The following is a 25,754-nucleotide window of genomic DNA, read 5'->3' as shown; positions in this document are numbered from 1 at the left end:
TGGTCCAGTGAGCACCGGCCTGAACGGACGCGTGGACCCGGTGAGCTTGCGGCTGTTCGTGACGGTGTGCGATCAAGGGACCATCGCGGCCGCAGCCGAGCGGGAGTGCATCACAGCGTCGGCCATCAGCAAGCGCGTGGCCGAGATGGAGTATTGGGTCGGAACCCCGCTGCTGCATCGGGGGCAACGCGGCGTACAGCCCACGGCCGCCGGCATCGCGTTGTTGCGCCATGCGCGCCAGATCCTGCGCAGCATGCGCGAACTGCAGGCGGAGCTCTCCGACTACAGCGATGGTCTGCGCGGTCATGTGCGCCTGCTGGTCAACATGTCGTCATTGGCCGAGTTTGTGCCGGAGGAAATCCAGGCCTTTGTCCAGGCGAATCCCGACATCGCGATCAGCCTGGAAGAGCGCCGCAGCGCCGACGTGGTGCGTGGCATCGAAGACGGTGCCGCCGACATCGGCATCAGCCGGGCCTTCCTGGACCTGCAAGGCCTGGAATCCTTCCCCTACCGCTACGACCACTTCGCAGTCGCCATGGACCCTGGGCATCCGCTGGCCCGGTTTCCGGAGCTCTGGTTCGAGCAAACCCTGCAATACGACCGCATCGGCCTCACCTGCGATCCTCAACAGGGCGACTCCATGCAGGCCCTGATGCAGAAGAAGGCGGCCGCACTGGGTTGCGATCCCACCTGCCGCATCCAGGTCGCAAGCTATTACGCGGCCCTGCGGTTGTTGAGAGGGTCTCACGCGGTGTCGATACTGCCCATCGAGGCGGCGCGAAACCATGCGCGCGAGTTGGGCGTGCGATTGATTCCCTTGAGCGATGCCTGGGCTCAGCAGCAGTTCGTGATTTGCGTTCGATCTGCTGAAACCTTGTCGCTGCCCGCGCGCAAGTTGCTGGCCCATCTGCTGGACCGCTCTTCAGCCGGCCATGCCGAGCGGCAGATGAGTTGCCTTCTTGAAAAGTGATGGACTCCGTGCCGAATGATTGCTTTTCTTCTGCGCACCACCTGAACAGAATCGGCACGCACCGCGCCGGGCAGTTGTCTGCCATTCGGTGTTTTTCAGCCCATTATTTTTTGGAGACCTTCTGTATGAAAAAAACATCCGTTGTTCTGGCCGCATTTGCATCGCTGGGTGCGTCAGGCGTTGCTCAGGCCCAGTCCTCTGTTGCACTTTATGGTGTGGTTGATATCTCTTTGGCCAAAGTCACGGGAAAGTCCGTTGAGCTTGCAGGTGGTTCGCCGCTCACCAACGGCAGCAGCCGCTGGGGTGTGCGTGGTAGCGAAGACCTCGGTGGTGGATTGAAGGCCTCGTTCAATCTTGAAGCCCAGTTGGATGCGACGGACGGTACCGGCAGTGCGGGTTTTGTGCGTGCTTCCAACATCTCCCTGAGTGGTGGATTCGGTGCTGTGAAATTGGGGCGGACCTTGACGCCAAGCTACTGGGGTGTGAGAGCCTGGGAGCTCACCAGCGCGGCAAATTACAACGTGGTGAGCAGCCAGTTTCAGTACGCCGGCCTGAACGCTCGCAACAGCAATGAGATCAGCTACACATCACCCAATTTGGGTGGTTTTACGGTCACGATTGGGCATATTCTCAAGGCCGACAATGCGGGCGTGAGCAAGATGGATTTGAACGTTGTTTACAAGAATGGGCCGTTGTCGGGTGGGTTGTCTTACAACAAACTGAGCAACAAGGGCAGCAATCAGGTCATCGGTGTTGCCTACAGTTTCGGCACAGCCAAGCTGGCTGCCAGCTATCACGATGTGACCGAAGCCGGAAGAGGCAAAGGCTTCACCTTGGGTGGATCGATGAATGCCGGTCCTGTCCTGCTGATTGCCGATGTGGCACGTGATACCGACAACAAAGACACCAACCTGTTGCTGGAAGGTCGCTACCCTCTGTCCAAGCGCACCATGATCTACGCTGCCCACACACGCAACGGCAAAGGCAAGACGGCCACAGACGTCAACGCCAGCATGGTGGGGCTGCGCCACAACTTCTGACACAACGCTTTTTTCAAGGTTGGGAGCTTTCACAAAAGGCTCCCTTTTTTAGTTGTCGCTCATCTGAACCGGTCAGCTGTCGTGCAGTCAGCCTCGTGGCCTGACGGTTGGTTGTTCACTGGAGTTTTTATATGCCCTTGTCCATACCCTGCGTACTCATGCGAGCAGGTACTTCGCGGGGTCCATTCTTTTTGCGGGACTGGTTGCCCGAGGGCGATGAGGCTCGGAACCAAGCGCTGATCGGTGCCATTGGGGCTTCCGACCCCCTTCAGCTGGATGGCTTGGGCGGCGGCAGTACGCTCAACAGCAAGGTGGCCATCGTGTCGCGTTCCACCCGCAGCGACTGCGATCTCGACTACCTGTTCGCCCAGGTGGGTGTAGGGCACCAGTCGGTGGACACGCGGCCCAACTGCGGCAACATGCTCTCGGGCGTGGCACCGTTTGCGATAGATCAAGGGCTGATCACGGCACAGGATGGCAAGACCACGGTGCGCATTTTCAACGTGAACACAGGCTCCCAGATTGAGGTGACGGTGTGCACTCCTGGCGGCAAGGTGACCTATGAGGGCGATGCCCGCATCGACGGGGTGGCGGGCACCTCGGCACCTGTTCTGCTGAACTTCCTGGATGCATGGGGTGCGGTCACCGGGAAACTATTCCCCACCGGCCAGCGCATCGACTGCATCGATGGCCTGGAGGTCACCTGCATTGACGCTGCGATGCCGATCATGGTGCTTCGAGCCAGTGATATTGGCCTCACTGGCCGGGAACGTCCCGCTGAGCTTGACGCGAATACGGGGCTCCTAGCGCGCATTGAGGCGCTGCGCCTGCTTGCGGGCCAGCGCATGGGTCTGGGTGACGTTTCAGGCAGTGTGATACCCAAACCGGTGCTGGTGAGCGCTGGCGATGCGCCCAACAGCATCACTTCTCGCTACTTCACACCACACAAATGCCACGCATCTCACGCGGTCACAGGCGCCATTGGTGTGGCCACAGCGTTCGCATTGCCAGGTACCGTGGCCAGTGGCGCGGCTCGGCCAGCGGGTCTTCATCCGCTGGTTGTGTTGCATCCAGCCGGTCAAATCGACGTGGAGGTGGTGCTTCAAGGGGAAGGGGAGGGTGCTTCCGTGCAGAGTGCGGCCCTCGTTCGTACCGCACGAAAGATCATGCAGGGCTTGCTGCATTTGCCGGGTTACGTGTTCCCGCCGAGCCTCAAAGAGGGTGCCGGAGCGCCCGAAGCGCAAACGCACCGTCAATTTCCGCAGCGCGAGGTGCATGTGATCGTGCCCACCAGTGCGGGCGGTGGCAACGACACCATGGCGCGTACGCTCACGCGCAAGCTGGGGCCCTTGCTGGGGCAATCCGTGGTGGTGGACAACCGAGCAGGTGCCAACGGCAGCATTGCATGCGAGTACGTGGCTGCAGCACAGCCCGACGGTCACACGCTGATGTTCGGCTACATAGCCACGCACGCCATCAATCCGGCCCTTCAGAAACTTCGCTATGACCCGATGGCAGACTTCTCGCCCATCGGCTTGATTGGCTACTCGCCGACGTTGCTCGTGGTGCCGGCGTCGCTCCCGGTAGCAAACGTGCAAGAACTCGTTCGTCTGATTCGTGAATCGCCCGGGCGTCTGAGCTATGCCTCAGCCGGCGAGGGGACTGTGCCGCATTTCGCGGCAGAACTGTTCTGCTTGCAAACCGGTGTGCAGTTGAAACGCGTGGATTACTCGGGGGCTGCACCGGCCATTGCAGACGTGGCGGGTGGCCTGGTGCACCTGATGTTCCCCAGCTTGTTCACGGCTCAGCCTTATCTTCGCAGTGGTCGGCTCAAGGCTCTGGCGGTGGCCGGCCCCGCGCGCCTGGTGGCTATGCCCGAAACCCCAACGCTGACGCAAGCGGGGGTATCCGGGGTTGAGATGACCCAGTGGTACGCCTTGTTTGCGCCTGCCAAGACGGCTCCTTCGGTGGTTCGCCAGCTCAACACCGCGCTCAATGATGTGTTGAAAGACCCCGATATCGGGGCCCGGATGGAGGCAGACGGTGCCCAGGTGCAGTCCTCGACACCGGGTCAACTGCACGATTTGTTGATGGCAGAGGCCGAGCGCTGGCAAGGGGTGGCGCGCCAAGCCGGTTTGCGCCCCGACATGAGCTTTGATTGAAGACCAAAGAAACGAGCGATCAGTCGCAAGCCAATGACCAAAATATCTTCCATCAGTACCGAGCCTCTGGCTCCTCCAAATACGCTCTGGGACCTGTTCTGGTCTTTCAGCCTGCTGGCCCTGCAGGGCTTTGGTGGGGTCATGGCCATTACCCAGCGTGAGTTGGTGGAACGAAAACGCTGGCTCTCCCGGCAGGGTTTTCTGGAGGATTGGGCGGTTGCGCAAATTCTCCCCGGGCCGAATGTGGCCAATCTCGCGGTCATGCTTGGGGACCGATTCATGGGCTCACGCGGTGCGTTGGTGTCGGTAGCGGGCTTGTTCGTTTTTCCCTTTGTCATTGTTGTGGTGCTCGCCATCGGGTTCATGAGCCTGAGCCATTTGCCTCAGGTTCAGGGCGCACTGCGGGGCATGGGCTTGGTTGTGGCCGCGCTGATCATGACCACGGCGTTCAAGCTCATACCCGCGCTGGGCACGCACCCCGGGGGGCGAATTTTCTGTGCCTTGGCGGGCCTGGCCACGGTAATCTGTGTTGTGTTGCTCAAATGGCCACTTCTGTGGGTGTTGCTGCTGGTGGGTGGCGCTTCTTGCCTGTGGACTTACCGGTGCCTTGTTGCGACAGCGTTGGCCAAAGGGGGGGCAGATGAACGTTGAACTGTCAACCCTGGATTGGGTCAGTTTGTTTGTGCATTTCATGGGCCTGTCTTTGTTGGCTGTGGGTGGCGGTATCAGTGTGGTACCGGGCATGCACCGCTACCTGGTGGTCCAGCAAGCCTGGCTGAGTGACGCACAGTTCACTTCATCGGTGGCGTTGGCGCAAATCGCGCCGGGCCCGAATGTGTTGTTCGTGGCGCTGATGGGGTGGCATGTTGGCATCAATGCGGGCGGTGTCCACTGGGCCTTGTTGGGCTCTTTGTTGTGCCTGCTGGGTATCGTGCTCCCCAGTTCGTTGCTCACACTGTGGGCCACGCGTTGGGCACAGCGCAACCAGGCGCACTATGGCGTCAGGGCCTTCAAGCAAGGCATGACGCCGCTGGTGGTCGCGCTGCTCATGTCCACGGCATGGCTCCTCATGGCACCCAGCGTGAACCCGCAGACGCCTTGGACGTTCTGGTTCGTGGGTGCAGGGGCACTGGTGCTGCTGTGGCGCACAAAAGTGCACTTGCTATGGGTCCTCTTGGCCGGGGCTGCGCTGGGAGCGCTCGGTTGGGTATGAGCTTGATTGTTCAGCGCCGCGAGCTCACCACAATCCCGCCCACAATCAGCGCAAACCCCGCCGCGTGGTACAGCCGGGGCATGTCACCCAGCAGCGTGGCCGACATGAGCGCAGCAAACAGCGGCGTGAGGTTGGTGAAAAAGCTGGCAATGGACGGCCCGACGCGGCCCACACCGGCGCCCCAGCAGCGGTAGGCCAGCAGCGACGGGCCGATGGCCACAAACAAGAGGGCGCCAGCCAGCGGCCAGCCCCACTGGATGTGGTGTTGCCCAGCCGGCAGGGTGGGCAACAGGCTCCATTCGACCGCCACCATGGTGCTGGACCACACCACACCCATGGCCATCTGTGCCAGCAAAAAAGCGGCCCAGTCGGCCTTGATGGCGGCGGGCTCGCTGCCTGGTTTGGGTTTGGCCAGCAGCCAGCTGTACCATGCCCAGACCAGTGCGGCCAGCAGCATCCAGCCGTCGCCGGGCACCAGTTGCACCGCCTGCAGCTGCGCCAGTTCGCCACGCGACAGCACCGTGGCCACGCCCGCGAGCGACAGCGCTGCACCCAGCGCGGCACGGCGGGAAACGGACACGCCGTAAAACAGCCGCCCCAGCAACAGCATCCACACCGGTGTGCTGGAGGCCACCAGCGTGACGTTGAGCGGTGTGGAGGTTTTCAAAGCCATGTATTGCAGCGCGTTGTACAGCCCCACGCCCAGCAGACCGAGCAGCGCAAAGCGCCGCCAGTGCGGCCACAGCGGGCTGCCGGGGCGCAACACCCAGCCCGCCACGGGCAGCAAGATCAGCAGCGCCAGCGACCAGCGCAGCAGGTTGAAGGTGATGGGCGGCAACACGCCCTGCATCATCCGGCCCACCACGGCATTGCCGGCCCACATGAGCGGTGGAATCACCAGCAGGGCGACGGTGGCGGGCGTGAGGCGGGCGGAGGCGGTGTGCGGCATGGCCTGCACTGTAACAACCGCGCCAAGCCCCCCTGTGGTCAGGGGCTGCGGTGCTGTCGCGCAGGTGCAGGCGGCGTTTCGTGGCAGCATGGCGGGCTTCTTCCACCGCAAAGGCCTTCAGGCTTTTGTTTTTCCCACAACGACGAGGAGATTCCCATGACCCAGACCAGCCGCGCCGTGCGCATCCACGCCCATGGTGGCCCCGAGCAGCTTGTGATCGACACCGTGGAGGTCGGTGCACCCGGCCCGGGTCAGGTGCGCATTCGCCACCACGCCATCGGCCTGAACTTCATCGACGTGTACCAGCGCACCGGCCTGTACCCCAACCCCATGCCGTTGGCGCTGGGCATGGAAGGCGCTGGCGTGGTGGAGGCGGTGGGTGAGGGCGTGAGCCACCTCGCCCCGGGCGACCGCGCCGCCTACGCCGCCAACCCACCCGGCAGCTACTGCGATGTGCGCGTGATGCCGGCCATGAACGTGTGCAAGCTGCCCGACGCGATCGGCTTCGAAACCGGTGCGGCCATGATGCTCAAGGGCCTGACGGCGCAGTATTTGCTCAAGCGTTGTAAACCGGTGGAAGGCCTGGAGGCCGGTGACTTTGTGCTGTTTCATGCCGCCGCCGGTGGCGTGGGCCTGATTGCCTGCCAGTGGGCGAAAGCGCTGGGTTTGCGCTTGATCGGCACGGCGGGGTCGGACGAAAAATGCGCGCTGGCCCGCGAGCACGGCGCCGAGTTCACCATCAACTACCGCACCGAAGACTTTGCCGCCCGGGTGAAAGAGATCACCGGCGGCAAGGGCGTAAAAGTGGTGTACGACTCGGTGGGCAAAGACACGTTTGACAAGTCGCTGGACTGCCTGATGCCGTTTGGCCTGATGGTGAGCTTTGGCAACGCCAGCGGCCCGGTGGCGCCGTTTGCGCCGGGCATTCTGGGCCCCAAGGGCTCCATTTACGTGACCCGCCAGACGCTGTTCAGCCACATCACCAGCCGCGAACGCACGCAGGCCATGGCCGACGATTTGTTTGCCGTGGTGCAAAGCGGTGCGGTGAAGATTCGCATTGACCAGCGCTTTGCGCTGACCGAGGTGCGCCAGGCCCATGAGAGCCTGGAAGCACGGGCCACGACGGGCTGTACCGTGCTGCTGCCCTGATGCTGCCTCGGCGACCGACAAGGTCAGCGCCCTGGCCTTGCCCGCTGCTGCAGGCACGGAGGATCAGTGGCCCTCGGCTGGCACCAAGGCCTGCTTCAGGAAAATTTCGACCGCTTGGCGTGCCAGCTCTGTGGCGGGCCGATTGCCTTCCACGGTGGCACCATAGCCGTTGTGCTTGTGGAGGTTGCGCGCGTTGCCGTCGTAGTGATATGGCTGGTTCAGGTTGTCGAACGCATGGTGCGCCTTGGGTAGGACGTTGGTGGTGAACGCAGGGCGCCCCGGTGCAATTTTTTGTCCCAGCGTCACGCACTCGGCGGACGGCGTCCAGTCGTCGAGTTCGCCGATGAGGGTGAGGATCGGCGCATAAAAGCGTGGGCTGGTCAGGGCACAGTCGGGATACACGGCCACGCCAGCGCGAAAGCGTGGACTGCCCGGCATCAGCTGCGACTCCACCGCGCGGGTCAATGCCGCCAGCGTGGCCACGCCCCCATTGGAAAAGCCCATCACCGCAATGCGCTGGGCATCGATGTCGGGTCGGTCCGCCATTTCCACCAGCGCGTCGTAGGCATCGCGCACCCGGTCGGGCATGCGCACGCGCGTGAAGTCGGTGCATATCTCGCTCACGCGGCGAAGTGTGAAACTGTCCACGTTGGCGCTCGCATAGCCACGGTCGCGCAGGAATTGTTGCCACATCGGCTGGTTGTCCAGAATGCCGGAGCATCCATGAAGCAGGATGACGGCCGGGTGTGGCCCCGGCCCGGCGGGCAGCGTGAGGCTGAGCAGGCGGCTCGCTTGTTGAGCCTGCGCCGCACCACTGAAAAGAAGCAGGGTGCCTACCAGTGCGCCCAGCACCTGGCGCCGGTGCCTCATTGGGCCAGTTTCCGAACGTCGCCCGGCGTCGCCTCGACGAGCCATTGGCACTGCGCCTCACCGGCTGTGCAGATGCGCAATGTGTCACCGTGTCTGTAGATTTTCTGGCACACCGAGCTGCGCCCGGCCACGCTGTCCTCGCAGCGCATGTCGTCCTTGATCCACCACTTGGTTTCCCGCACGCTGCTGCCCAAGCCGACAAAGCGGCGACCATCTTCGCGGTAGAAGATGAAGATGGCCTGACCCGACTGTAGGTTGGTGTGCTCCAGGGTCTGGTTGCGCAGCATCTGGGCGAGGTCATCGCCCTTGATCTGTGTCGCGCCAGCGGCCTTGAGCTGGTCCTCGGTGGGTGGTGGAGCCAGCTGGGCGACGGCGACGGCCGTCACCAGAAAGGCCGAGATCGCCACAGCAAAGCGGCGAACGAGGGATTGGGTCAACATGTGGCCTCCTGAATGCCGAAGATCCATGCCAAGAGCCGTCCGCGCAGCCTCTCAGGCTGCGCGCTCCTCCAGCACCGGTGCCACGGTGGCCAGCGCAGCTTCCAGGTGCGCCAGCGTGGCCGGCACATCGTGCCATTTGTCCAGCCCAAACAAGCCAATGCGGAAGGTGCGGAAGTCGGCGCCTTCGTCGCACTGCAGCGGCACGCCGGCGGCGGTTTGTAGGCCAGCGGCCAGAAACTTCTTGCTGCTCTGGATGTCGGGGTCGGTGGTGTAGCTCACCACCACGCCGGGCGCCTGGAAGCCTGGGGCCGACACGCTGGGGAAACCATGTTGTTCCAGCAGACCGCGCACCGAACGGCCCAGCGCGATTTGCTCCTGGCGCACGCGTTCATAGCCGTAGGCTTCGGTTTCTTTCATGGTCTCGTGCAGGCGCACCAGGGCGTCGGTGGGCAGTGTGGTGTGGTACGCATGGCCACCGCCTTCGTAGGTTTCCATGATCTGCAGCCACTTTTTCAGGTCCATCGCAAAGGTGGTGCTCTGGGTGCTGTCAATGGCTTGGCGGGCGCGCTCGCTCAGCATCACCATGGCGCAGCAGGGCGAGCTGCTCCAGCCTTTTTGCGGCGCCGAAATGAGGATGTCCACGCCGGTGGCCTGCATGTCCACCCACATGGCGCCCGAGGCGATGCAGTCCAGCACAAACAGACCGCCCACGGCGTGCACCGCGTCGGCCACGGCGCTCAGGTAGCCGTCAGGCAGCATCATGCCGGCGGCGGTTTCCACGTGGGGCGCGAACACCAGGGCGGGTTTCTCTGCCGTGATGGCGGCGGTCACCTCTTCAATGGCTGCGGGTGCCCAGGCGGCTTGCAGGCCTTCGCCGGTGCGCCGGGCTTTCAGCACGGTGTGGCTCGCGGGGATGGCGCCCATGTCAAAAATCTGGGTCCAACGGTAGCTGAACCAGCCGTTGCGGATCACCATGACATGCTTGCCGTGGGCAAACTGCCGCGCCACCGACTCCATGCCAAACGTGCCACTGCCGGGCACCAGCACCGCCGAGTGGGCGCCGTACACGCGCTTGAGCATGGCCGATATGCCGGTCATGACGCCCTGAAAGCGCTTGGACATGTGGTTGAGCGCGCGGTCGGTGTAGACCACCGAAAATTCAAGCAGACCGTCGGGGTCGATGTGGGGCAGCAGTCCGGGCATGGGTGTCTCCTAGGGCTTGTTGGTTCAGCCAGTCAGATTAGCACAGGGCAAACAACCCGCGCAGCGCTGTAGCGTGGGTCCGGAGGGTTTCGCCGCCGGGCCGCCCCAAGGCGAAACAGCCCCCTCGGGGGGCAGCGACCCGCGCAGCGGCGGAGCGTGGGGGCCTTTGTCTACTTGCTGCGCCGAACCCGCAAAATCTCGTCGAGTATCAGGCTCACCGCGCCGATGGTGATGCCCGCGTCGGCGATGTTGAAAGCGGGGAAGTGTCCACCATGAAAAATGCCCGACAAAAACGACCAGTGGAAGTCCAGGAAGTCCACCACATAGCCGTGCAGCACGCGGTCGATCACGTTGCCGATGGCGCCGCCCAGAATGCAGGCCAGTGCAAAGGCAAAGAGTTTCTGACCAGGGTGCGAACGCAACATCCACACAATAAAGGCCGCCGCCGCCACCCCGATGGCCGTGAAAAACCAACGCTGCCAGCCCCCGGCCGAGGCCAAAAAGGAAAAAGCCGCGCCGGTGTTGTGCACACGAACCACGTTGAAAAAGCTGGTGACATAGGTGCTGTCGCCCAGTTGGTAATAGCCCAGGATCAGCACCTTGGTGAGCTGGTCGAGCAGCAGAATGCCTGCGGCCAGGCCGAGCCAGGGCCAGAAAGTGCCTTGGTTGCGTGCCATCAGGCCACCTTGCGGGTTTCACCCGCACCCGTGCCGTTGGCCTCAGTCAGGTTGCTGACGCAGCGCCCGCACAGGGTGGGGTGTTCGGCGTGGCTGCCCACGTCGTCGCTGTAATGCCAGCAGCGCTCGCACTTGGTGGCTGCGCTGGGGCTCACGCTCACAGCCAGTTCCGGGCCGTCCACCACCACGGCGGTGGATGTGATGGTGACGAACTTCAGGTCGTCGCCCAGCGAGCGCAACAGCGCTGCGTCGTCGGCACCTGCGGCAATGGTCAGCGTGGCTTGCAGCGAAGCACCCACCTGCCCAGCGGTGCGCACGGCCTCGATGTCTTTGTTCGCCACATCGCGAATGGCGCGGATGCGCGACCACTTGGCCAGCAGCGCTTCGTTGGGGGCGGGCAGGGGCAAGAAGGTCTCAAAAAAGATCGAGCCCTGGTTGGCCTTGCCGGCCACCAAAGGCCAGGCTTCTTCGGCGGTGAAGCTCAGGAACGGCGCCATCCAGCGCAGCATGGCGTGGGTGATCTGGTGCAGTGCGGTTTGCGCTGAGCGGCGTGCCAGGCTCTTGGGTGCCGTGGTGTAGAGGCGGTCTTTCAACACGTCGAGGTAGAACGCGCCCAGGTCTTCCGAGCAGTACACCTGCAGCTTGCTCACCACGGGGTGGAATTCGTACACGTCAAAGTGCGCCAGGATCTGGGCCTGCAATTCGCTCGCTCGGGCCAGCGCGTAGCGGTCGATTTCCAGCATCTGGTCCAGCGGCACGGCATCAAGGGCGGGGTCGAAGTCCACCGTGTTGGCCATCAGGAAGCGCAGCGTGTTGCGAATGCGGCGGTAGGCATCGACCACGCGGGCCAGGATCTTGTCATCGATGTTGAGGTCGCCCGAGTAATCGGTGCTGGCCACCCACAGGCGCACGATTTCGGCACCCAGTTTGCTCGTGACGCTTTGCGGCTCCACCGTGTTGCCCAGGCTTTTGCTCATTTTTCGGCCTTGGCCGTCGGTGGCAAAACCGTGGGTCAGCAGGCCTTTGTAGGGCGCGCGGTCAAACAGGGCGCAGCCCAGCAGCAGCGAGCTGTGGAACCAGCCGCGGTGCTGGTCGTGGCCTTCGAGGTAGAGGTCGGCCTCGGGGCCTTGGGCATGGAAGGCACCGTTGGGGTAGGCCTGGGCGTGGCTGCCGCGCAGCACGTGCCAGAAGGTGGAGCCCGAGTCGAACCACACTTCCAGAATGTCGGTGCTCTTGGTGTAGTGCGGCGCGTCGTCGGTGCCCAGGATGTCCTCAGCGGTCACGCGGCTCCAGGCTTCGATGCCGCCCTTTTCGACGATGTCGGCTGCCTGGTCCAGGATGTCCATGGTGCGCGGGTGCAGCTCGCCGCTGTCTTTGTGCAGAAAGAAGGGCACCGGCACGCCCCAGCTGCGCTGGCGCGAGATGCACCAGTCGGGCCGGTTGGCGATCATGTCGCGCAGGCGGGCCTGTCCATTCTCCGGATAGAAGTGGGTGTGGGCGATGGCGTCCAGCGCGAGCTGGCGCAGGGTCTTGGGCGCCTTGTCCTTGGTGAACACACCCTCGCCCTCGTCCATGCGCACGAACCACTGCGCTGCGGCGCGGTAGATCACGGGCGTCTTGTGGCGCCAGCAGTGCGGGTAGCTGTGGGTGATGCCCACCGTGGCCATGAGGCGGCCGTGCTCGCGCAGCGTGTCGATGATGACGGGGCAGGCTTTCCAGATGTGCTGGCCACCAAAGAGCGGCAGCTCATCGGTGTAGACGCCGTTGCCCAGCACCGGGTTCAAGATGTCGTCGTAGGCCATGCCGTGGGCCACGCAGCTGTTGAAGTCGTCCACGCCGTAGGCGGGGGCCGAGTGCACGATACCGGTGCCGTCGGCGTCGCTCACATAGTCGGCCAGGTACAGCGGCGACAGGCGCTTGTAGCTGAAGGCGTTGCCGCTGTCCGGCAAGTCGTGCAGCGGGTGGCGGAACACCTGGCCACGCAGGGCCTCGCCCTTGGCCGTGGCCAGCACGGTGCCTTCCAGGCCAAAGCGCTCCAGGCATCTGTCCACCAGGTTGGCACCCAGCAGCAGCACGCCTTTGGGCGTGTCCACCAGCGCGTATTCCAGCTCGGGGTGGGCGTTGAGTGCCTGGTTGGCCGGGATGGTCCAGGCGGTGGTGGTCCAGATGACGGCGAAGGCTTGTTTGCCTTCGGGCAGGGCGGCCAGACCAAAAGCCTGGGCCAGACCGACGGCGTCGTTGGACTCGAACGCCACGTCCAGCGTGTCGCTCTTCTTGTCGGCGTATTCGATCTCGAACTCGGCCAGCGAACTGCCGCAGTCGAAGCACCAGTACACCGGCTTCAGGCCCCGGTAGACAAAGCCGCGTTCGATGACGCGCTTGAAGGCTCGGATTTGCCCCGCCTCGTTGGCCGGGTCCATGGTGCGGTAGGGGCGCTCCCAGTCACCCAGCACGCCCAGGCGCTTGAAGTCCTCGCGCTGCTGGTTGATCTGCTCGGTGGCAAACGCGCGGCTTTTGGCCTGCATGTCGTCGCGGCTCAGGTTGCGGCCGTGCAGTTTTTCAATGGCGTTTTCGATCGGCAGGCCGTGGCAGTCCCAGCCCGGGATGTATTGCGCGTCGAAACCGGCGAGCTGTTTCGACTTGACGATCATGTCTTTCAGCACCTTGTTCAGCGCATGGCCGATGTGCAGCTTGCCGTTGGCGTACGGCGGGCCGTCGTGCAGCACGAACAAGGGCGCGCCCTGGCGGGCATCGCGCAGGCGTTTGTACAGGCCGCCGTTGTTCCAGTCGTTGACCCACGCCGGCTCGCGCTTGGGCAGGTCGCCGCGCATGGGAAACGGCGTATCGGACATGTTCAGCGTGGCGCGGTAGGCGCTGGCTTCGGGTTTGCTGGCAGCGGCAGGGGGTTGTTTGGCTTCAGACATAGGGGCGGCTCGGTGGGGACAACGACTGGCTCAGCCCGAACGGGGTGTTGAAAGATGCTGGGGAGAGATACCGTTCGCCCTGAGCCTGTCGAAGGGCGGCGACCGGGTGCGCGCGGGCGCTAAATTCGGTCGCGCGTGGTCTGGCGGTGGGTTTGCCCATAGGCCTGCGTGGGCAGGGTGGCAAAAAACGCACGAGCGTCGTTGCAGTCCTTGGCAATGCCCTGGGTCAGGGCGTCCAGACTGTCGTACTTCAGTTCGTCATGCAGTTTGTGCAGCAGGTCCACGCGGATGATTTTACCGTAGGCCTCCCCGCCGGGCAGGCTGCGGGCCAGCGCTTCGGGCCAGTCGAAGCAGTGGGTTTCCAGCAGCACGCGCCCGCCGTTCACATCGGTGGGGTCGATCGAGGGGCGCACGCCCAGGTTGGCCACGCCGGTCAGCGGTGTGCCGTCGGGGTTCAGGCCATGCACATGCACCGCAAAAATGCCGCTGGCAGCGGGCTTCCAGTGTGAAAAACGCAGGTTCAGGGTGCGAAAGCCATCCCCTTGGCCCTCGGCGCTGGCGCCCAGTTCGCGCCCCAGTTTGCGGCCGTGCACCACATGGCCGCTGATGGCGTAAGGTCGCCCCAGCAGGGCCGCCACCCGGTCCATGTCGCCGCAGCCCAGGGCTTCGCGCACCGCCGAGCTGGACACGCGGATACCGTGCACTTCGTAGCTTTGCATGCGCGCCACGTCAAAACCCAGGCGTTCGCCGGCCGCGTCGAGCATGGCGTAGTCACCAGCACGCTTGGCCCCAAAACAGAAGTCGTCGCCCACCAGCACGTATTTCACATTCAGGGCGTGCACCAGCGTGTCTTGAATAAAGTCTTGGGGTGGCTGCGATGCGAGCTGGGCGTTGAACGGCAGCACCAGGCAGCGGTCCACGCCGCAGCGGGCCAGCTCTTCGAGCTTGTCGCGCAGGGTGGCGATGCGGGCTGGGGCCAGATCGGGGTTTTGGTGCAACCCAGCAAAGTAGTCGCGCGGGTGCGGCTCGAAGGTCATCACGCAGCTGTGCACACCGCGGTGGCGGGCTTCGTTGATCAGCAGCGCCAGCATGGCCTGGTGGCCCCGGTGCACACCGTCAAAGTTGCCGATGGTGAGCGCGCAGCCTGTTGGCGCCTCGTGGCGCAGGGCGTGTTGAAGGTTCCACAGACCTCGGATGATTTTCATGGGCGATGTCCGTCCAGGCCGGGGTGTTGGACGCGGTTCAAAGTGTTTGTCACAGAAGCGCTGTATATTGACACACAAGATGTGCCCCTTTGTCTGCAGGGGGCCTCGTCTTGAAGACAGATTGTCCGGTTGGTTCTCAACGTGGAGGTGGGTCTTGAAGGTTTTGAAGCTGTCTGCGCAGGGGTTGCCACAGTCGTGGATCAGCCTTGAAGAAGCCGTGTTGCACTACGCGGCGGACGAAGTGCGCTGGGAAATGGGTGCCGAGGTGGCCGTGTTTCGCGGCGGGCACAACGCGCTCACTGGGCGCCAGTCCAGCATCACCATCAACTCCATTATCGGCACCCAGGGTGTGCCGCGCATCAACCCGTTTGAGCAGCGCCCGTCGATCACCAACAGCAAGCTGTTTGCACGGGACCGCTGCCTGTGCGCGTACTGCGGGGAGCGTTTCCATGAAGACCAGCTCACGCGGGAGCACATCGTGCCGCTGGGGCAGCGGGGCGCAGACAGCTGGATGAACGTGGTGACGGCCTGCAAGTCGTGCAACCACCGCAAGGGCAACCGCACGCCCGAGCAAGCCCACATGCCGCTGCTGTATGCGCCGTATGTGCCCAGCCTGTGGGAAGACTTCATTCTGCGCAACCGCCGCATCCTGGCCGACCAGATGGAGTTTCTGATGTCGCATTTGCCCAAGACGTCGCGTTTGCATGTTTAGGAGTCTGCGTGGCAGAAGTCCTGCAGCAGAACATGTGGTGCAAGACCCCAGTTTTTTCCCCCCTCATGTGGGCTGTTCCGTCGCCAAAGTCTGACGAAGTGGCGGCGTGAGACGGTTTTCCACCCTCCGTGGCTGATGCGCTTCTACCGCAGTTCACAAGCCAGTCTTTTCGATTTCTAAGCCAGCAATCAGGTCGCCGACTCAATGTGCTGTGCTGTGGGTCGTCCTCGCCTCCCGGAAAAGACGGGGGAATTCCGGCAATACTTGGCTTGGTGCCTGTATCTGACTTGCGTGCCGGTCTTTGCAACTGCACAAGTTCGGCGAAGATCGGATCAGGAAGGATCCTACGGCTATTCCAATGGCATGGGCGTGCTGGTGCGCATCAATTGATGAGGCCTTCGCCGCACATGAATGCCGCTGTTCAAGGGAATTAGCCTTAATTCTCAACACTGACATAGTGGAGAAAGTGAAAGTATGAATACACCGGCCATCCGCCCCAAGGACCGCGACGCAGTCATCCAGTCGCTGCGTGCAGGCGTTGTTCCCCGTGCCGGGCAGCACCTGATTCAGGTTGGGCGCACAAGGGAGATCAAGACCCTGCTCACGGACATTGAACGCGTGACCGATGGTGGCTCGGCCTTCCGCATCGTGATCGGTGAGTATGGCGCGGGCAAAACCTTCTTCCTGAACCTGGTCCGCGCGTTAGCCATGGAGAAGAAGCTTGTTGTGGCCAGCGCCGACCTCAATCCGGACCGCAGGCTGCACGCCAGCGGTGGGCAAGCCCGGTCGCTGTACGCGGAGCTGATGCGCAATCTGGCTACGCGCACAAGGCCTGAAGGTGGCGCTTTGGGCGGCATTGTCGAAAAATTCATTGCCACCGCAAAAACCGAGGCCAAGGTGTCTGGAGCTTCGACCGAAGCGGTCCTGCGGCAAAAGCTGGATCAGCTGACCGAGTTGGTGAACGGCTACGACTTTGCCGACGTGATTGCGGCCTATTGCCGTGGACACGAGGAGGGCAATGAGCAGTTGAAGTCGGACGCTGTGCGCTGGCTGCGCGGTGAGTTCAGCACGAAGACCGATGCGCGGGCGGCTCTGGGGGTTCGCAACATCGTCGATGACGCAGCGGTCTACGACCAGCTCAAGCTGATGTCGCGCTTCGTGCGCCTGGCTGGCTTCGCGGGTCTGCTGGTGAGCCTGGATGAGATGGTCAACATATACAAACTGGCCAACAGCCAAGCACGCAATGCCAACTACGAGCAGATTCTGCGCATCTTGAATGACTCTTTGCAGGGTACTGCTGTGGGGCTGGGCTTCGTGTTGGGTGGCACGACGGAATTTTTGCTTGATCCCCGGCGCGGCTTGTACAGCTATCCCGCATTGCAAAGCCGTCTTGCGCAGAATACGTTCGTTTCAGAGGGCCTCGTTGACTTCAGCGGACCTGTGGTCCCGCTGTCCAGCCTGACACCGGAGGACTTCTATATGCTGCTTCTGAAGATCCGAGGGGTTTACGCTTTCGGCGACTCCACCAGGCATCTGATCTCCGACGACGGTATCTTGAGTTTCATGCAGCACTGCTCGAAGCGCATCGGCGACATGTACTTTCGGACGCCGCGCACGACGATCACCGCATTTGTCAACCTTTTGGCGGTCTTGGAGCAAAACCCGGGCACCTCTTGGCAAAGTCTTCTGGGGGACATCAAGGTCATGCCTGACACGGGTGGTGCGGCTGATCATGTTGCCTTCGCCGAAGGGGACGACGAGTTTGCCAGCTTCAAGCTCTAGAGCCTGTCATTGACTTCGTTTTGCTTCATCGGTTGGTGAATGGAAGATCTACTTTGGTCGAGCAAAAGGAACCGCCAAATCGTCAACGGTGATGAATCGATGAATCGCTGATGTTCCAATGCCATAGTGGAGGAGGATGAATGAAGTCACGATGGTCTGAGGCAGATCGGCTGCAAATGCAGAAGGTGCTTGATCAAGCAAAGTCCGATGCGGAAACCCGAGCGCTCCAGCGCATGGCGTCGCAGCGAACTGACGTTATCGGATGTCTCAATGCGGTGGATGACCATGCGAACCGCACGTCGAGCGATAGACCTCAAGAGGCCTTGCCCTTGCATCCGTACAACCGCAGGCAGAGCCTTTGGACGGCAGAGGAAAGAACTCGACTACAAGCAGCGCTCAGCGCTGTTGGGCGACAGAAACAAATCGTTCGACTCCAAGCGGTTATCAGTGCGGTCGGGCTGCTGAAGTCAAAGCGTGAGAGTCAGGACGTTTTTCAAACGGAGACAGAACATGCACCCACTCGACCGCTACCGCTTGACGGTCTGGGCTGGACCGACCGCGAGCGTGAGCGGGTACAGGCTGCACTGGTTGCGCTCAGGGCCTTGAGGGCAGCGCCCGTTCAACTGATTGCTGGCTTGCCCCTTGCTCATGAAGAACCTGAACCTTCATGGACGACCGTCGGTTGCGATGACGCTGAGCGTCGATCCTCATTGTCTGGTCACGACATGGTGCCGAATGTGCAGTTGGGCCAATCGCTTGGACCGGCAAACGGCATATCGGAAACCGCTGACACGCCAGCTGTAGAGGTAGCGGCTCCTGTATCTATCCAAGCTCCCGATGGACACAACGATCCTGTCACGGTTCCGCAGCTTGGAATAGACCCAGAACCTCGCGCGTGGGACATCCCGCCTCGACCAGAGCAGGATGACACTGATGTGGTCGCCGTCACGATAATTGAGGGAAACGAGGCTGATCGCAGTCCAGAACTTTTGAATGAGCATGGCGATCCGCGCAACGCTCCTGTGGCAACGGAAGTTGCTGAAAGGCACTTTGTTTTGGACTGGGCTCGTCTCGAAAGAATTCGTGAAGACGATGCCGCTGCGTCAGTGCTGCTCGCGGGTCTGTTTGTCGAGGATGTTGATGATCAGCTGCCATTGAATGTCACCGCTGTTTCTCCATTTGCCGTTTTGGCAAGCCAGAATCACATCCGGTTGGGACTCGACGAAGCACATTTCACGCTGCTGACAGAACTGATCTGCCAGCCAAATTGGAGCAGGGGCTGTATCCAGCGAAGAGTTGATGAGCTTGGCTTGATGTTTGACGGGGCTCTGGAGCACCTCAACGAGGCAGTGTTCGATCTTGCCGGCGAGGCGTTGATCGTGGATGACGGTGATCTGGATGTGAACCAGACCGTCGCGGGTGAGGTTCGAAAGGCACTGGTGTTGGCGTGAAGGCGTTCCCTCCTGCATTCATACCGACATCGCAGACGTCGATCAAATCCCAGGCTTGGTAAGCTGTGTCCAGCCCATCGAGATCGTTTAACCTGCTCGACCTGAGCATCCAGCGCTTCATCTGGGCCGAAGGTTGGGAGTCGCTGCGCGATGCGCAGGAAGCAGCGATTCCGCTGATTGTCCAGGCAGATCGCGATGTCATCGTTGCGGCCGCCACCGCAGCGGGTAAGACCGAAGCCGCGTTCCTTCCAGCCTTGACCCGCCTGATGCAGGCCAATGTTCCGGGCCTTGTCGTCTACATCAGCCCACTCAAGGCACTCATCAACGATCAGTTCGGGCGGCTCCATCGACTCTGCGAGCAACTCGAAATACCCGTGTGGCCGTGGCACGGTGATATCTCGGCGTCAGACAAGAGCCGTTTTCTGACCCAGCGGCAAGGCGTCTTGCTAATCACGCCGGAATCGCTTGAGGCGATGTTGTGCAACCGAGGCACGACCGTCGGTTCCACCTTCGAGCGCCTGACCTATCTGGTTGTCGACGAACTGCATGCTTTCATCGGCACCGAGCGCGGCAAGCAGTTGCAATCATTGATGCACCGCATCGAGCACGTCCTCGGTCGGCGCGTTTCTCGCATCGGGCTGTCTGCTACCTTGGGAGATATGGAGCTTGCGGCCGAATTTCTCCGTCTTGGTTATGGATCGGCTGTTGAACTGGTCGAGTCAAGGTCGTCTGGCGGAGAGCTGAAGATTCTGGTGAAGGGATACGAGGAGCCTCGAGTGGTGCCCGTTGAAGCCGATAGAGAGACGCTTGAGCCTGTCACAGCGGCGCAGATCGCGGCACACCTCTTCAAATGCTTGCGAGGTTCGAATAATCTGGTCTTTCCGAACTCTCGACGTGAGGTTGAGCGCTACACCCACTTGCTCAACCAAATGTGCAAGGCACGGCGCGTGCCGAACGAGTATTGGCCCCACCACGGCAGTCTTTCCAAGGAAACTCGAGCCGAGACGGAAGCTGCGCTGAAGCAGCAGGAGCGTCCTGCGACCGCCATCTGCACGAACACGCTGGAGCTTGGTATTGACATTGGCGCTGTGAAGAGCGTGGCGCAGATCGGTCCACCCCCCTCTGTCGCCAGTCTGCGCCAGCGCTTGGGGCGCTCTGGCCGCCGAGACGGCGAACCGGCGGTTCTGCGTGGCTACTGCGTCGAGGACGCGCTGGATGGCCAGTCCTCGATCGCAGACGAACTGCGGCTCGGCACGCTGCAGATGATTGCCATGATCTCGCTCTTGTTGGAAGGGTGGTTCGAGCCACCTGTGGTGAAGGGCGTGCACCTGTCTACTCTGGTCCAGCAAGTGTTGTCCTACATCGCGCAGAACGGCGGCGCGACCATTGGGCAGCTCTATAGGCTGCTGTGTGCTCCTGCGTCGCCTTTCACAGGTGTTACCCAAGACGAATTTGTCGAGCTGATCCGGCACCTTGGCCAGAAGGAACTGCTCATGCAGGATTCGTCGGGTGTTTTGCTTCATGGGCGGCTTGGCGAAAAGATGGTCAATCACCACACTTTCTACGCGGCGTTCGCCTCGGACGAGGAGTTCCGCCTTGTCGCGGGCGGCAAGCCGCTCGGCACCTTGCCCGTGCCGCAATCGCTGGCGGTCGGTCAGCAAATCCTGTTCGCTGGCCGCACTTGGAAGGTGGAGGACATCGATGAGGCGCGCAGGGCGATCTATGTGAGCCATGCGGCAGGCGGGACGCAGCCCCTTTTCGCTGGCGGTGCAGGACGAACCCACACGCGCATACGGCAGAGGATGCGAGAACTCTTGGCCTCCCAAGAACAGCCGGCGTATCTGGACGACGTGGCCAGGCGCTTCCTCGCCGAGGCACGACTCAACTACACGGCCCGTGGCTTGTCTGCTACATATGTGCTGGACCAGGGTCGTCGGGTGTTCCTGTTGACCTGGCTGGGTGATGCGGCCAACGAAGCGCTTGCCTGCCTGTTGCGCTACCGCGGGTTTGTCGCATCACCGGCCGGACCGGGCGTGGATGTGCTGAAGCGTCAGGCAACGACAGAGGACCTTGTCGGCGTGTTGTTCGATCTCGGGCTTAAAGAACCTCCGCCTATCGATGTTCTACTCGCCGACACAAAAAACCTGCTGCGCGAGAAATGGGATTGGGCACTTCCAGACGGCTTGCTGCGCCGAGCCTTTGGAACCCAGCACTTGGCCATCGACGAGGCGCTGCAGTGGATCCGTGCGATGCCACAGTCACCGAGCTAAAAGTTGATTTCACATATTTCAGGTGGTGCACTCGCTAAGGAACGACTTCAGACTGGTCTGCAAGCGCCTCTGTGATCCCGTCTCACCTTGGAACGGAAAAGCACCCCTGGAAAGTGGAGTGCCTCTTCAAGTCGCAAAGCTCAGGCAAACACCCCGGCCGTGTCCTGCATCCGGGCCGACACTTCACCCAGGTGGTGCAGCGTGTCGCCAAAGGTGATTTCCAACTGGGTGAGTTTTTTGAAGTAATGGCTCACGATGTATTCGTCGGTCACGCCAATGCCCCCGTGCAGCTGCACCGCCTGCTGGCCCACAAATCGCATCGAGTTGCCCAGTTGCACCTTGGCCCGGGCCATGGCCGCCCGGCGTTCGGCCGCAGGGGCGTTCAGCTTCAGGCTGGCGTAATAGCTCATGGAGCGGGCCAGTTCCAGCTGCATTTTCATGTCGGCCACGCGGTGGCGCAGCGCCTGAAAGCTGGCAATGGCCACGCCAAACTGCTTGCGGGTGTTCATGTAGTCCACCGTGATCGCCAGGGTCTGGTCCATCACGCCAACGGCTTCGGCGCAGGTGGCGGCAATGCCGATGTCTACCGCGTGTTCCAGGGCGGTGAGGCCGTCGGTGGTGATGAGTTGCCCCGGGGCCTGCTCAAGCGACACTTCGGCAGCACGCCCACCGTCTTGCGTGCGGTAGCCCTGGGTGGTCACGCCCGCCGCCGTGCGCTCCACCAGAAAGAGCGCCAGCTGCCCTGAGGCCATGGCGGGCACGATGAAGGCCTCCGCGTGGTCACCCACGGGCACCACGTGCTTGCAGCCACTCAGTGTCCAGCCTCCTGCGTTTTCAACCGCCTGGGTGGTGCACACGTTCAGCCGGTAGCGCGCTGCGCGCTCCTGGTGTGCCAGCACCACCAGCGCCTCACCCGAGGCCACGCGGGGCAGCCAGGCGGCTTTCAGGTCGGCACCCGCGTAGGCGCCGAGCACGCCACCGCAAATCAGGGTTTGGGCCAGGGGCTCCAGCACGATGCCATGGCCGAGTGCCTCCATCACCAGCATGCCCTCGGTCGGGCCCATGTCCATACCGCCGTCGGCTTCGCTGATGTAGAGGCCCGCCAGGCCAAGTTCGGCCAGTTCGTTGTAGGCCACGCGGTCAAAGCCACCGGCGTTCACGATGCCGCGGCGGCGCTCGAAGTCGTAACCCTTGTCCACCCATTTGCGCACTGCATCGCGCAGTTGTTCCTGGTCATCGCTGAAATCGAAATCCATGTGTGTCTCCGTTTTTGAGCTGGTCGAGGGGCTTAGCCGAGCACGGTCTGAGCCACGATGTTGCGCTGCACTTCGTTGGAGCCGCCATAGATGGTGGTCTTGCGCATGTTGAAGTAGGTGGATGCCAACGGCGCGTTGGCCACCTCGCCGCCGGGGAAGTTGCCTTGCCAGCCGGCTTCCATGGCCTCTTCAATGAAGGGCAGGGCAGACGGTCCGGCCGCCAGCATCATGAGTTCGGCGTAGCGCTGCTGAATCTCGCTGCCTTTGATCTTGAGCAGACCGGCGATGTCGAGCGAGTTTTTGCCGGATTTTTCGGCCGACAGCACGCGCAGCACCAGCATTTCCAGCGCCACCACGTCCACTTCGAGCAGCGCGATCTGGTCGCGAAAGCGCCCGGCCGACGGGCCGTCTACGGTGCTGTCCCACACCCCTTCGGTCTTGGCGATGCGCTTCAAGCGCTCCAGCTCGCGTTTGGCGCGGTTCACGTCGGCGATGTTGGTGCGTTCGTGGCTGAGCAGGTGCTTGGCGTAGGTCCAGCCCTTGTTTTCTTCGCCAATCAGGTTTTCAGCGGGCACTTGCACGTTGTCAAACCAGACTTCGTTGACTTCACACTCGCCGTCCAGCAGCTTGATGGGGCGCACGCTCACGCCCGGCGACGTCATGTCGATCAGCAGGAAGCTGATGCCGGTTTGTGGCTTGCCTTCGGTGGAGGTGCGGACGAGGCAAAAAATCCATTCACCGTACTGGCCCAGCGTGGTCCAGGTTTTCTGGCCGTTGACGATGTATGTGTCACCCTGGCGCTCGGCACGGCATTTCACGGAAGCGAGGTCAGAGCCCGAGCCAGGTTCGCTGTAGCCCTGGCTCCACCACACCTCGCCGCTGGCAATGCCCGGCAGAAAACGCTCTTGCTGGGCTTTGTTGCCAAAGGCCATGATGACCGGGGCCACCATCACCGGGCCAAAAGGCACCACGCGGGGCGCACCCGCCAGCGCGCACTCTTCTTCAAACAGGTGTTTCTGCACCGCGTTCCAGCCCGGACCGCCAAACTCTTTGGGCCAGCCGTGGCCGAGCCAGCCTTTTTGGCCCAGTATCTTGGCCCAGCGTTGCATGTCGTCGCGCGACAAGCGCAGGGCGTTGTGCACCTTGTGGGCGATGTCGGCGGGCAGGTTGTCCTTGACCCAGGCGCGAATCTCTTCGCGAAACGCCTGCTCTTCGGGCGTGAATGCCAAATCCATGGGGTTGTCTCCTTGTGGGGCGCAGGGTGAACGGGGTCTGCGCCAATCAAGCTTCAGTTTGGCACGACCGTTCGTTTCAGCCCTGTCCGGGCTGCGACAAGCCGAGTTCTTTGTGCAGGTTTTGCAGCTGGTCCTGGAGCAGCGCCACAGCGTCCTCCAGGGTGGATACACGGCGGGTGAGTGCGATCACATCGTCTTCGGTGGCGCCGGTGCCCGTGGGCGCGGTGGCACTGTGCACGGCAGACAGGTCCACCGGGCCGCACAGCAGGTGCGCCCAGCGCTGCTCCCGGGCACCGGGTGCACGCGGCAGTTTCACCACCAGCGGACCGCCTTTCTCCAAGGCGCGGTCTTGCAACTCTTCCAGAAACGCATCGACCGAGGCGATGTCCAAAAATTTGTACCAACGCTCGGTGTTCAGGCGCAATTCGCCCGCCGTTTGCGGGCCGCGCAGCATCAACATGCCCAGCAGCACCGCCGATTGCGACGGCACACCCACCGCGCGCATGATGTTGTGTTCGTAGCGGGTGACGCGTCCGCCACTGGTCTCGAGCACCAGGTTCAGCTGGCGCAGGTTCTCCACCGCCTCCACCACCAGCGCGTCGGGCAACTGCAACACCGGGTCGCGGCTGGACTTCTGGTTGCAGCCGGTGACCAGCGCGTTGAGCGTGAGTGGGTAGCTGTCGGGTACGGTGCGCGCTTTTTCCATCAGCGTGCCCAGCACGCGGGCCTCAGCCACAGACAAGGGGCGCTGTTGGAAATCGTGGGAGCGAGGGGCGGGGGCTTGGTCTGGGGTCATTACACTTCTCGGCCATGTCAGGCGTGAACAAAAACATCGTTATTCTGATCTCCGGCGGCGGCTCCAACATGGCCGCCATATTGAAGACCGCTCAAAAACACCACTGGAGAGAACAATTCGGCGCCCGTGTGGCGGCTGTGATCAGCAACAAAGCCGACGCCCAAGGCCTGGTTTTTGCTCGCGAACAGGGCATCGCCACCGCCGTGCTGGACCACAGGGCGTTTGCCAGCCGCGAAGCTTTTGATGCCGAGTTGATGGCCGCTATCGACCACCATAACCCTGTGCTGGTGGTGCTCGCCGGGTTCATGCGCATCCTCACGCCCGGTTTCGTGGCGCATTACGCGGGTCGCATCATCAACATCCACCCCAGCCTGTTGCCCGCGTTCACCGGGCTCAACACCCACCAGCGCGCCATCGACATGGGCTGCAAGTTTGCTGGCGTCACCGTGCACCGCGTGACGGCCGAGCTGGACCACGGCGACATTCTGGAACAAGCGGTGGTGCCGGTGCTGCCGGGCGACACAGCGCAGACCTTGGCCGAGCGTGTGCTGACGCAAGAGCATCTGATTTACCCGCGAGCGGTGGAGCGTTTGCTGGAAAAAATGGCATAAATCCACCGAGCGGGCAGAGCGGCGAAGGGCCGTCAACCGAGAATGTGGCGGAACCGGTTTCGCCGGGCCGCTCGCATGGCCCCCTGGGGGGTGGCGGGCTCAGCCCGGCGCGGGGGGTGAAAATCACATGCTCTTGTGAAACACCAGACCCGCGTGCTCGCGCATGGCGTGGAATTTGATCTTCGGCCAGTTCGCCTCCACCGCGCGCAGTGTGGCCGCGTGGTCGACCAGCAGGGTGGGTGCGTTCACCGCGTCCAGCGCCACGCGGTGGCTGTTGGCGTCGATGAATTTTTTCAACTCCACCTCGCCACCGTCTTCGGGCGCGCAGGTCACCCAGCGCGCCACCTGGTAAGGGCTGCCCATGATGCGGGCCTTGACGCCGTATTCGTGCTCCAGCCGGTGCGCCACCACCTCAAACTGGAGTTGGCCCACGGCGCCCAGCAGCAGCACCGAGCCCGCCACCGGGCGAAACACCTGAATGGCACCTTCTTCGCCCAACTGCGTCAGACCCGCGCGCAACTGCTTGCTGCGCAGCGGGTCGGCCACTTCCACGCTGCGGATGATCTCCGGCGCGAAGAAGGGCAGGCCGGTGACTTGCAAGCTCTCGCCTTCGGTCAGCGTGTCGCCCAGTTGCAGCACGCCGTGGTTCGGGATGCCGATGATGTCGCCGGCAAAGGCTTCGTCCAGCAGCTCGCGCCGCTGGCTCAAAAAGCTCACCACCGTGTTGGGCCGCAGGTCTTTGCCGCTGCGCACCACGCGCAGCTTCATGCCGCGCTCAAAGTGGCCGCTGGCCACGCGCACGAAGGCGATGCGGTCGCGGTGCGCCGGGTCCATGTTGG

22 protein-coding genes are annotated in these 25,754 nt (G+C 62.6%); 11 read left to right on the top strand and 11 right to left on the bottom strand.

Annotation, left to right across the window (positions count from 1 at the left end; all coding sequences use genetic code 11):
• Nucleotides 1–7: 7 nt before the first annotated feature.
• The 5 genes from Q7J58_RS07535 (at nucleotide 8) to Q7J58_RS07515 (ending at nucleotide 5,385) form a co-directional block, all read left to right on the top strand.
• Nucleotides 8–970: a LysR substrate-binding domain-containing protein gene (locus Q7J58_RS07535; protein ID WP_304825644.1), complete on the top strand. Its 963-nt coding sequence runs from the start codon at nucleotides 8–10 to the stop codon at nucleotides 968–970.
• Nucleotides 970–2,010 (top strand): porin, encoded by a 1,041-nt coding sequence (locus Q7J58_RS07530; RefSeq protein ID WP_304825641.1) that lies wholly within the window; start codon nucleotides 970–972, stop codon nucleotides 2,008–2,010. Before Q7J58_RS07535 ends, Q7J58_RS07530 begins: the two co-directional genes overlap by 1 nt.
• Nucleotides 2,011–2,141: 131 nt before the next feature.
• Complete coding sequence (locus Q7J58_RS07525) at nucleotides 2,142–4,172, top strand: 4-oxalomesaconate tautomerase (protein ID WP_304825638.1); 2,031 nt, start codon at nucleotides 2,142–2,144, stop codon at nucleotides 4,170–4,172.
• Nucleotides 4,173–4,205: 33 nt separating this feature from the next.
• On the top strand, nucleotides 4,206–4,823 hold the full coding sequence (locus tag Q7J58_RS07520) for a chromate transporter (protein ID WP_304825636.1): 618 nt from the start codon (nucleotides 4,206–4,208) through the stop codon (nucleotides 4,821–4,823).
• The gene (locus tag Q7J58_RS07515; protein ID WP_304825634.1) at nucleotides 4,813–5,385 is read left to right on the top strand and encodes a chromate transporter; all 573 of its coding nucleotides are present in this window, start codon (nucleotides 4,813–4,815) and stop codon (nucleotides 5,383–5,385) included. The genes Q7J58_RS07520 and Q7J58_RS07515 overlap by 11 nt, the downstream gene beginning before the upstream one ends.
• Nucleotides 5,386–5,395: 10 nt before the next feature.
• On the opposite strand, the gene Q7J58_RS07510 is transcribed toward Q7J58_RS07515, so the two are convergent.
• Nucleotides 5,396–6,334, bottom strand: a complete 939-nt coding sequence (locus tag Q7J58_RS07510) for a DMT family transporter (protein WP_304825737.1) — start codon at nucleotides 6,332–6,334, stop codon at nucleotides 5,396–5,398.
• Nucleotides 6,335–6,490: 156 nt separating this feature from the next.
• Here Q7J58_RS07510 and Q7J58_RS07505 point away from each other — a divergent pair, with 156 nt between their 5' ends.
• Nucleotides 6,491–7,483, top strand: a complete 993-nt coding sequence (locus Q7J58_RS07505; protein WP_304825631.1) for a quinone oxidoreductase — start codon at nucleotides 6,491–6,493, stop codon at nucleotides 7,481–7,483.
• 63 nt (nucleotides 7,484–7,546) lie between these two features.
• Here Q7J58_RS07505 and Q7J58_RS07500 read toward each other — a convergent pair whose 3' ends face one another.
• The 6 genes from Q7J58_RS07500 to Q7J58_RS07475 form a co-directional block, all read right to left on the bottom strand.
• Complete coding sequence (locus tag Q7J58_RS07500) at nucleotides 7,547–8,353, bottom strand: dienelactone hydrolase family protein (protein WP_304825628.1); 807 nt, start codon at nucleotides 8,351–8,353, stop codon at nucleotides 7,547–7,549.
• Nucleotides 8,350–8,793: a hypothetical protein gene (locus tag Q7J58_RS07495; protein WP_304825625.1), complete on the bottom strand. Its 444-nt coding sequence runs from the start codon at nucleotides 8,791–8,793 to the stop codon at nucleotides 8,350–8,352. Before Q7J58_RS07495 ends, Q7J58_RS07500 begins: the two co-directional genes overlap by 4 nt.
• 51 nt (nucleotides 8,794–8,844) lie before the next feature.
• On the bottom strand, nucleotides 8,845–9,996 hold the full coding sequence (locus tag Q7J58_RS07490; protein ID WP_304825622.1) for an aminotransferase class V-fold PLP-dependent enzyme: 1,152 nt from the start codon (nucleotides 9,994–9,996) through the stop codon (nucleotides 8,845–8,847).
• 170 nt (nucleotides 9,997–10,166) lie between these two features.
• On the bottom strand, nucleotides 10,167–10,673 hold the full coding sequence (gene lspA, locus Q7J58_RS07485; RefSeq protein ID WP_304825619.1) for a signal peptidase II: 507 nt from the start codon (nucleotides 10,671–10,673) through the stop codon (nucleotides 10,167–10,169).
• Nucleotides 10,673–13,597 (bottom strand): isoleucine--tRNA ligase, encoded by a 2,925-nt coding sequence (ileS, locus tag Q7J58_RS07480; protein ID WP_304825617.1) that lies wholly within the window; start codon nucleotides 13,595–13,597, stop codon nucleotides 10,673–10,675. Before ileS ends, lspA begins: the two co-directional genes overlap by 1 nt.
• A 119-nt stretch (nucleotides 13,598–13,716) precedes the next feature.
• Nucleotides 13,717–14,802, bottom strand: a complete 1,086-nt coding sequence (locus Q7J58_RS07475; RefSeq protein ID WP_304825615.1) for a bifunctional riboflavin kinase/FAD synthetase — start codon at nucleotides 14,800–14,802, stop codon at nucleotides 13,717–13,719.
• Nucleotides 14,803–14,956: 154 nt separating this feature from the next.
• On the opposite strand from Q7J58_RS07475, the gene Q7J58_RS07470 reads away from it, so the two are divergent.
• The 4 genes from Q7J58_RS07470 to Q7J58_RS07455 all read left to right on the top strand — a co-directional run bounded on the left by Q7J58_RS07470 (nucleotide 14,957) and on the right by Q7J58_RS07455 (nucleotide 21,017).
• Nucleotides 14,957–15,514 carry an HNH endonuclease gene (locus Q7J58_RS07470; protein WP_304825612.1) on the top strand — a complete coding sequence of 186 codons (558 nt, stop codon included), beginning with the start codon at nucleotides 14,957–14,959 and terminating at the stop codon, nucleotides 15,512–15,514.
• A 474-nt stretch (nucleotides 15,515–15,988) separates the two neighbouring features.
• The gene (locus Q7J58_RS07465; RefSeq protein ID WP_304825609.1) at nucleotides 15,989–17,296 is read left to right on the top strand and encodes an ATP-binding protein; all 1,308 of its coding nucleotides are present in this window, start codon (nucleotides 15,989–15,991) and stop codon (nucleotides 17,294–17,296) included.
• A gap of 140 nt (nucleotides 17,297–17,436) precedes the next feature.
• On the top strand, nucleotides 17,437–18,747 hold the full coding sequence (locus Q7J58_RS07460; protein WP_304825607.1) for a tellurite resistance TerB C-terminal domain-containing protein: 1,311 nt from the start codon (nucleotides 17,437–17,439) through the stop codon (nucleotides 18,745–18,747).
• Nucleotides 18,748–18,812: 65 nt separating this feature from the next.
• Nucleotides 18,813–21,017 carry a DEAD/DEAH box helicase gene (locus tag Q7J58_RS07455; protein WP_304825604.1) on the top strand — a complete coding sequence of 735 codons (2,205 nt, stop codon included), beginning with the start codon at nucleotides 18,813–18,815 and terminating at the stop codon, nucleotides 21,015–21,017.
• 140 nt (nucleotides 21,018–21,157) lie between these two features.
• Here Q7J58_RS07455 and Q7J58_RS07450 read toward each other — a convergent pair whose 3' ends face one another.
• The 3 genes from Q7J58_RS07450 to Q7J58_RS07440 all read right to left on the bottom strand — a co-directional run bounded on the left by Q7J58_RS07450 (nucleotide 21,158) and on the right by Q7J58_RS07440 (nucleotide 24,304).
• Nucleotides 21,158–22,273 carry an acyl-CoA dehydrogenase family protein gene (locus tag Q7J58_RS07450; protein WP_304825601.1) on the bottom strand — a complete coding sequence of 372 codons (1,116 nt, stop codon included), beginning with the start codon at nucleotides 22,271–22,273 and terminating at the stop codon, nucleotides 21,158–21,160.
• Nucleotides 22,274–22,305: 32 nt separating this feature from the next.
• Nucleotides 22,306–23,508: an acyl-CoA dehydrogenase family protein gene (locus Q7J58_RS07445; RefSeq protein WP_304825599.1), complete on the bottom strand. Its 1,203-nt coding sequence runs from the start codon at nucleotides 23,506–23,508 to the stop codon at nucleotides 22,306–22,308.
• Nucleotides 23,509–23,584: 76 nt separating this feature from the next.
• The gene (locus tag Q7J58_RS07440) at nucleotides 23,585–24,304 is read right to left on the bottom strand and encodes a YceH family protein (protein WP_304825597.1); all 720 of its coding nucleotides are present in this window, start codon (nucleotides 24,302–24,304) and stop codon (nucleotides 23,585–23,587) included.
• A 14-nt stretch (nucleotides 24,305–24,318) separates the two neighbouring features.
• Here Q7J58_RS07440 and purN point away from each other — a divergent pair, with 14 nt between their 5' ends.
• Nucleotides 24,319–24,915 carry a phosphoribosylglycinamide formyltransferase gene (purN, locus tag Q7J58_RS07435; RefSeq protein WP_304825596.1) on the top strand — a complete coding sequence of 199 codons (597 nt, stop codon included), beginning with the start codon at nucleotides 24,319–24,321 and terminating at the stop codon, nucleotides 24,913–24,915.
• 123 nt (nucleotides 24,916–25,038) lie between these two features.
• Here the strand turns inward: purN and Q7J58_RS07430 are convergent.
• Nucleotides 25,039–25,754: EF-Tu/IF-2/RF-3 family GTPase (locus Q7J58_RS07430; RefSeq protein ID WP_304825593.1), on the bottom strand; the 716-nt coding region annotated here is incomplete at its 5' end.

Origin of the sequence: Hydrogenophaga sp. (assembly GCF_030656115.1) — a bacterium.
Lineage (GTDB): Bacteria > Pseudomonadota > Gammaproteobacteria > Burkholderiales > Burkholderiaceae_C > Hydrogenophaga.
Note: the sequence above shows the minus strand (reverse complement) of the source record. Positions and strands in the feature narration are given on the sequence as shown.

Coding starts and splice junctions, on each gene's coding strand:
- Q7J58_RS07530 (WP_304825641.1), top strand. CDS start 970: ATGGACTCCGTGCCGAATGATTGCTTTTCTTCTGCGCACCACCTGAAC.
- Q7J58_RS07525 (WP_304825638.1), top strand. CDS start 2,142: ATGCCCTTGTCCATACCCTGCGTACTCATGCGAGCAGGTACTTCGCGG.
- Q7J58_RS07520 (WP_304825636.1), top strand. CDS start 4,206: ATGACCAAAATATCTTCCATCAGTACCGAGCCTCTGGCTCCTCCAAAT.
- Q7J58_RS07515 (WP_304825634.1), top strand. CDS start 4,813: ATGAACGTTGAACTGTCAACCCTGGATTGGGTCAGTTTGTTTGTGCAT.
- Q7J58_RS07510 (WP_304825737.1), bottom strand. CDS start 6,334: ATGCCGCACACCGCCTCCGCCCGCCTCACGCCCGCCACCGTCGCCCTG.
- Q7J58_RS07505 (WP_304825631.1), top strand. CDS start 6,491: ATGACCCAGACCAGCCGCGCCGTGCGCATCCACGCCCATGGTGGCCCC.
- Q7J58_RS07500 (WP_304825628.1), bottom strand. CDS start 8,353: ATGAGGCACCGGCGCCAGGTGCTGGGCGCACTGGTAGGCACCCTGCTT.
- Q7J58_RS07495 (WP_304825625.1), bottom strand. CDS start 8,793: ATGTTGACCCAATCCCTCGTTCGCCGCTTTGCTGTGGCGATCTCGGCC.
- Q7J58_RS07490 (WP_304825622.1), bottom strand. CDS start 9,996: ATGCCCGGACTGCTGCCCCACATCGACCCCGACGGTCTGCTTGAATTT.
- lspA (WP_304825619.1), bottom strand. CDS start 10,673: ATGGCACGCAACCAAGGCACTTTCTGGCCCTGGCTCGGCCTGGCCGCA.
- ileS (WP_304825617.1), bottom strand. CDS start 13,597: ATGTCTGAAGCCAAACAACCCCCTGCCGCTGCCAGCAAACCCGAAGCC.
- Q7J58_RS07475 (WP_304825615.1), bottom strand. CDS start 14,802: ATGAAAATCATCCGAGGTCTGTGGAACCTTCAACACGCCCTGCGCCAC.
- Q7J58_RS07465 (WP_304825609.1), top strand. CDS start 15,989: ATGAATACACCGGCCATCCGCCCCAAGGACCGCGACGCAGTCATCCAG.
- Q7J58_RS07460 (WP_304825607.1), top strand. CDS start 17,437: ATGAAGTCACGATGGTCTGAGGCAGATCGGCTGCAAATGCAGAAGGTG.
- Q7J58_RS07450 (WP_304825601.1), bottom strand. CDS start 22,273: ATGGATTTCGATTTCAGCGATGACCAGGAACAACTGCGCGATGCAGTG.
- Q7J58_RS07445 (WP_304825599.1), bottom strand. CDS start 23,508: ATGGATTTGGCATTCACGCCCGAAGAGCAGGCGTTTCGCGAAGAGATT.
- Q7J58_RS07440 (WP_304825597.1), bottom strand. CDS start 24,304: ATGACCCCAGACCAAGCCCCCGCCCCTCGCTCCCACGATTTCCAACAG.
- purN (WP_304825596.1), top strand. CDS start 24,319: ATGTCAGGCGTGAACAAAAACATCGTTATTCTGATCTCCGGCGGCGGC.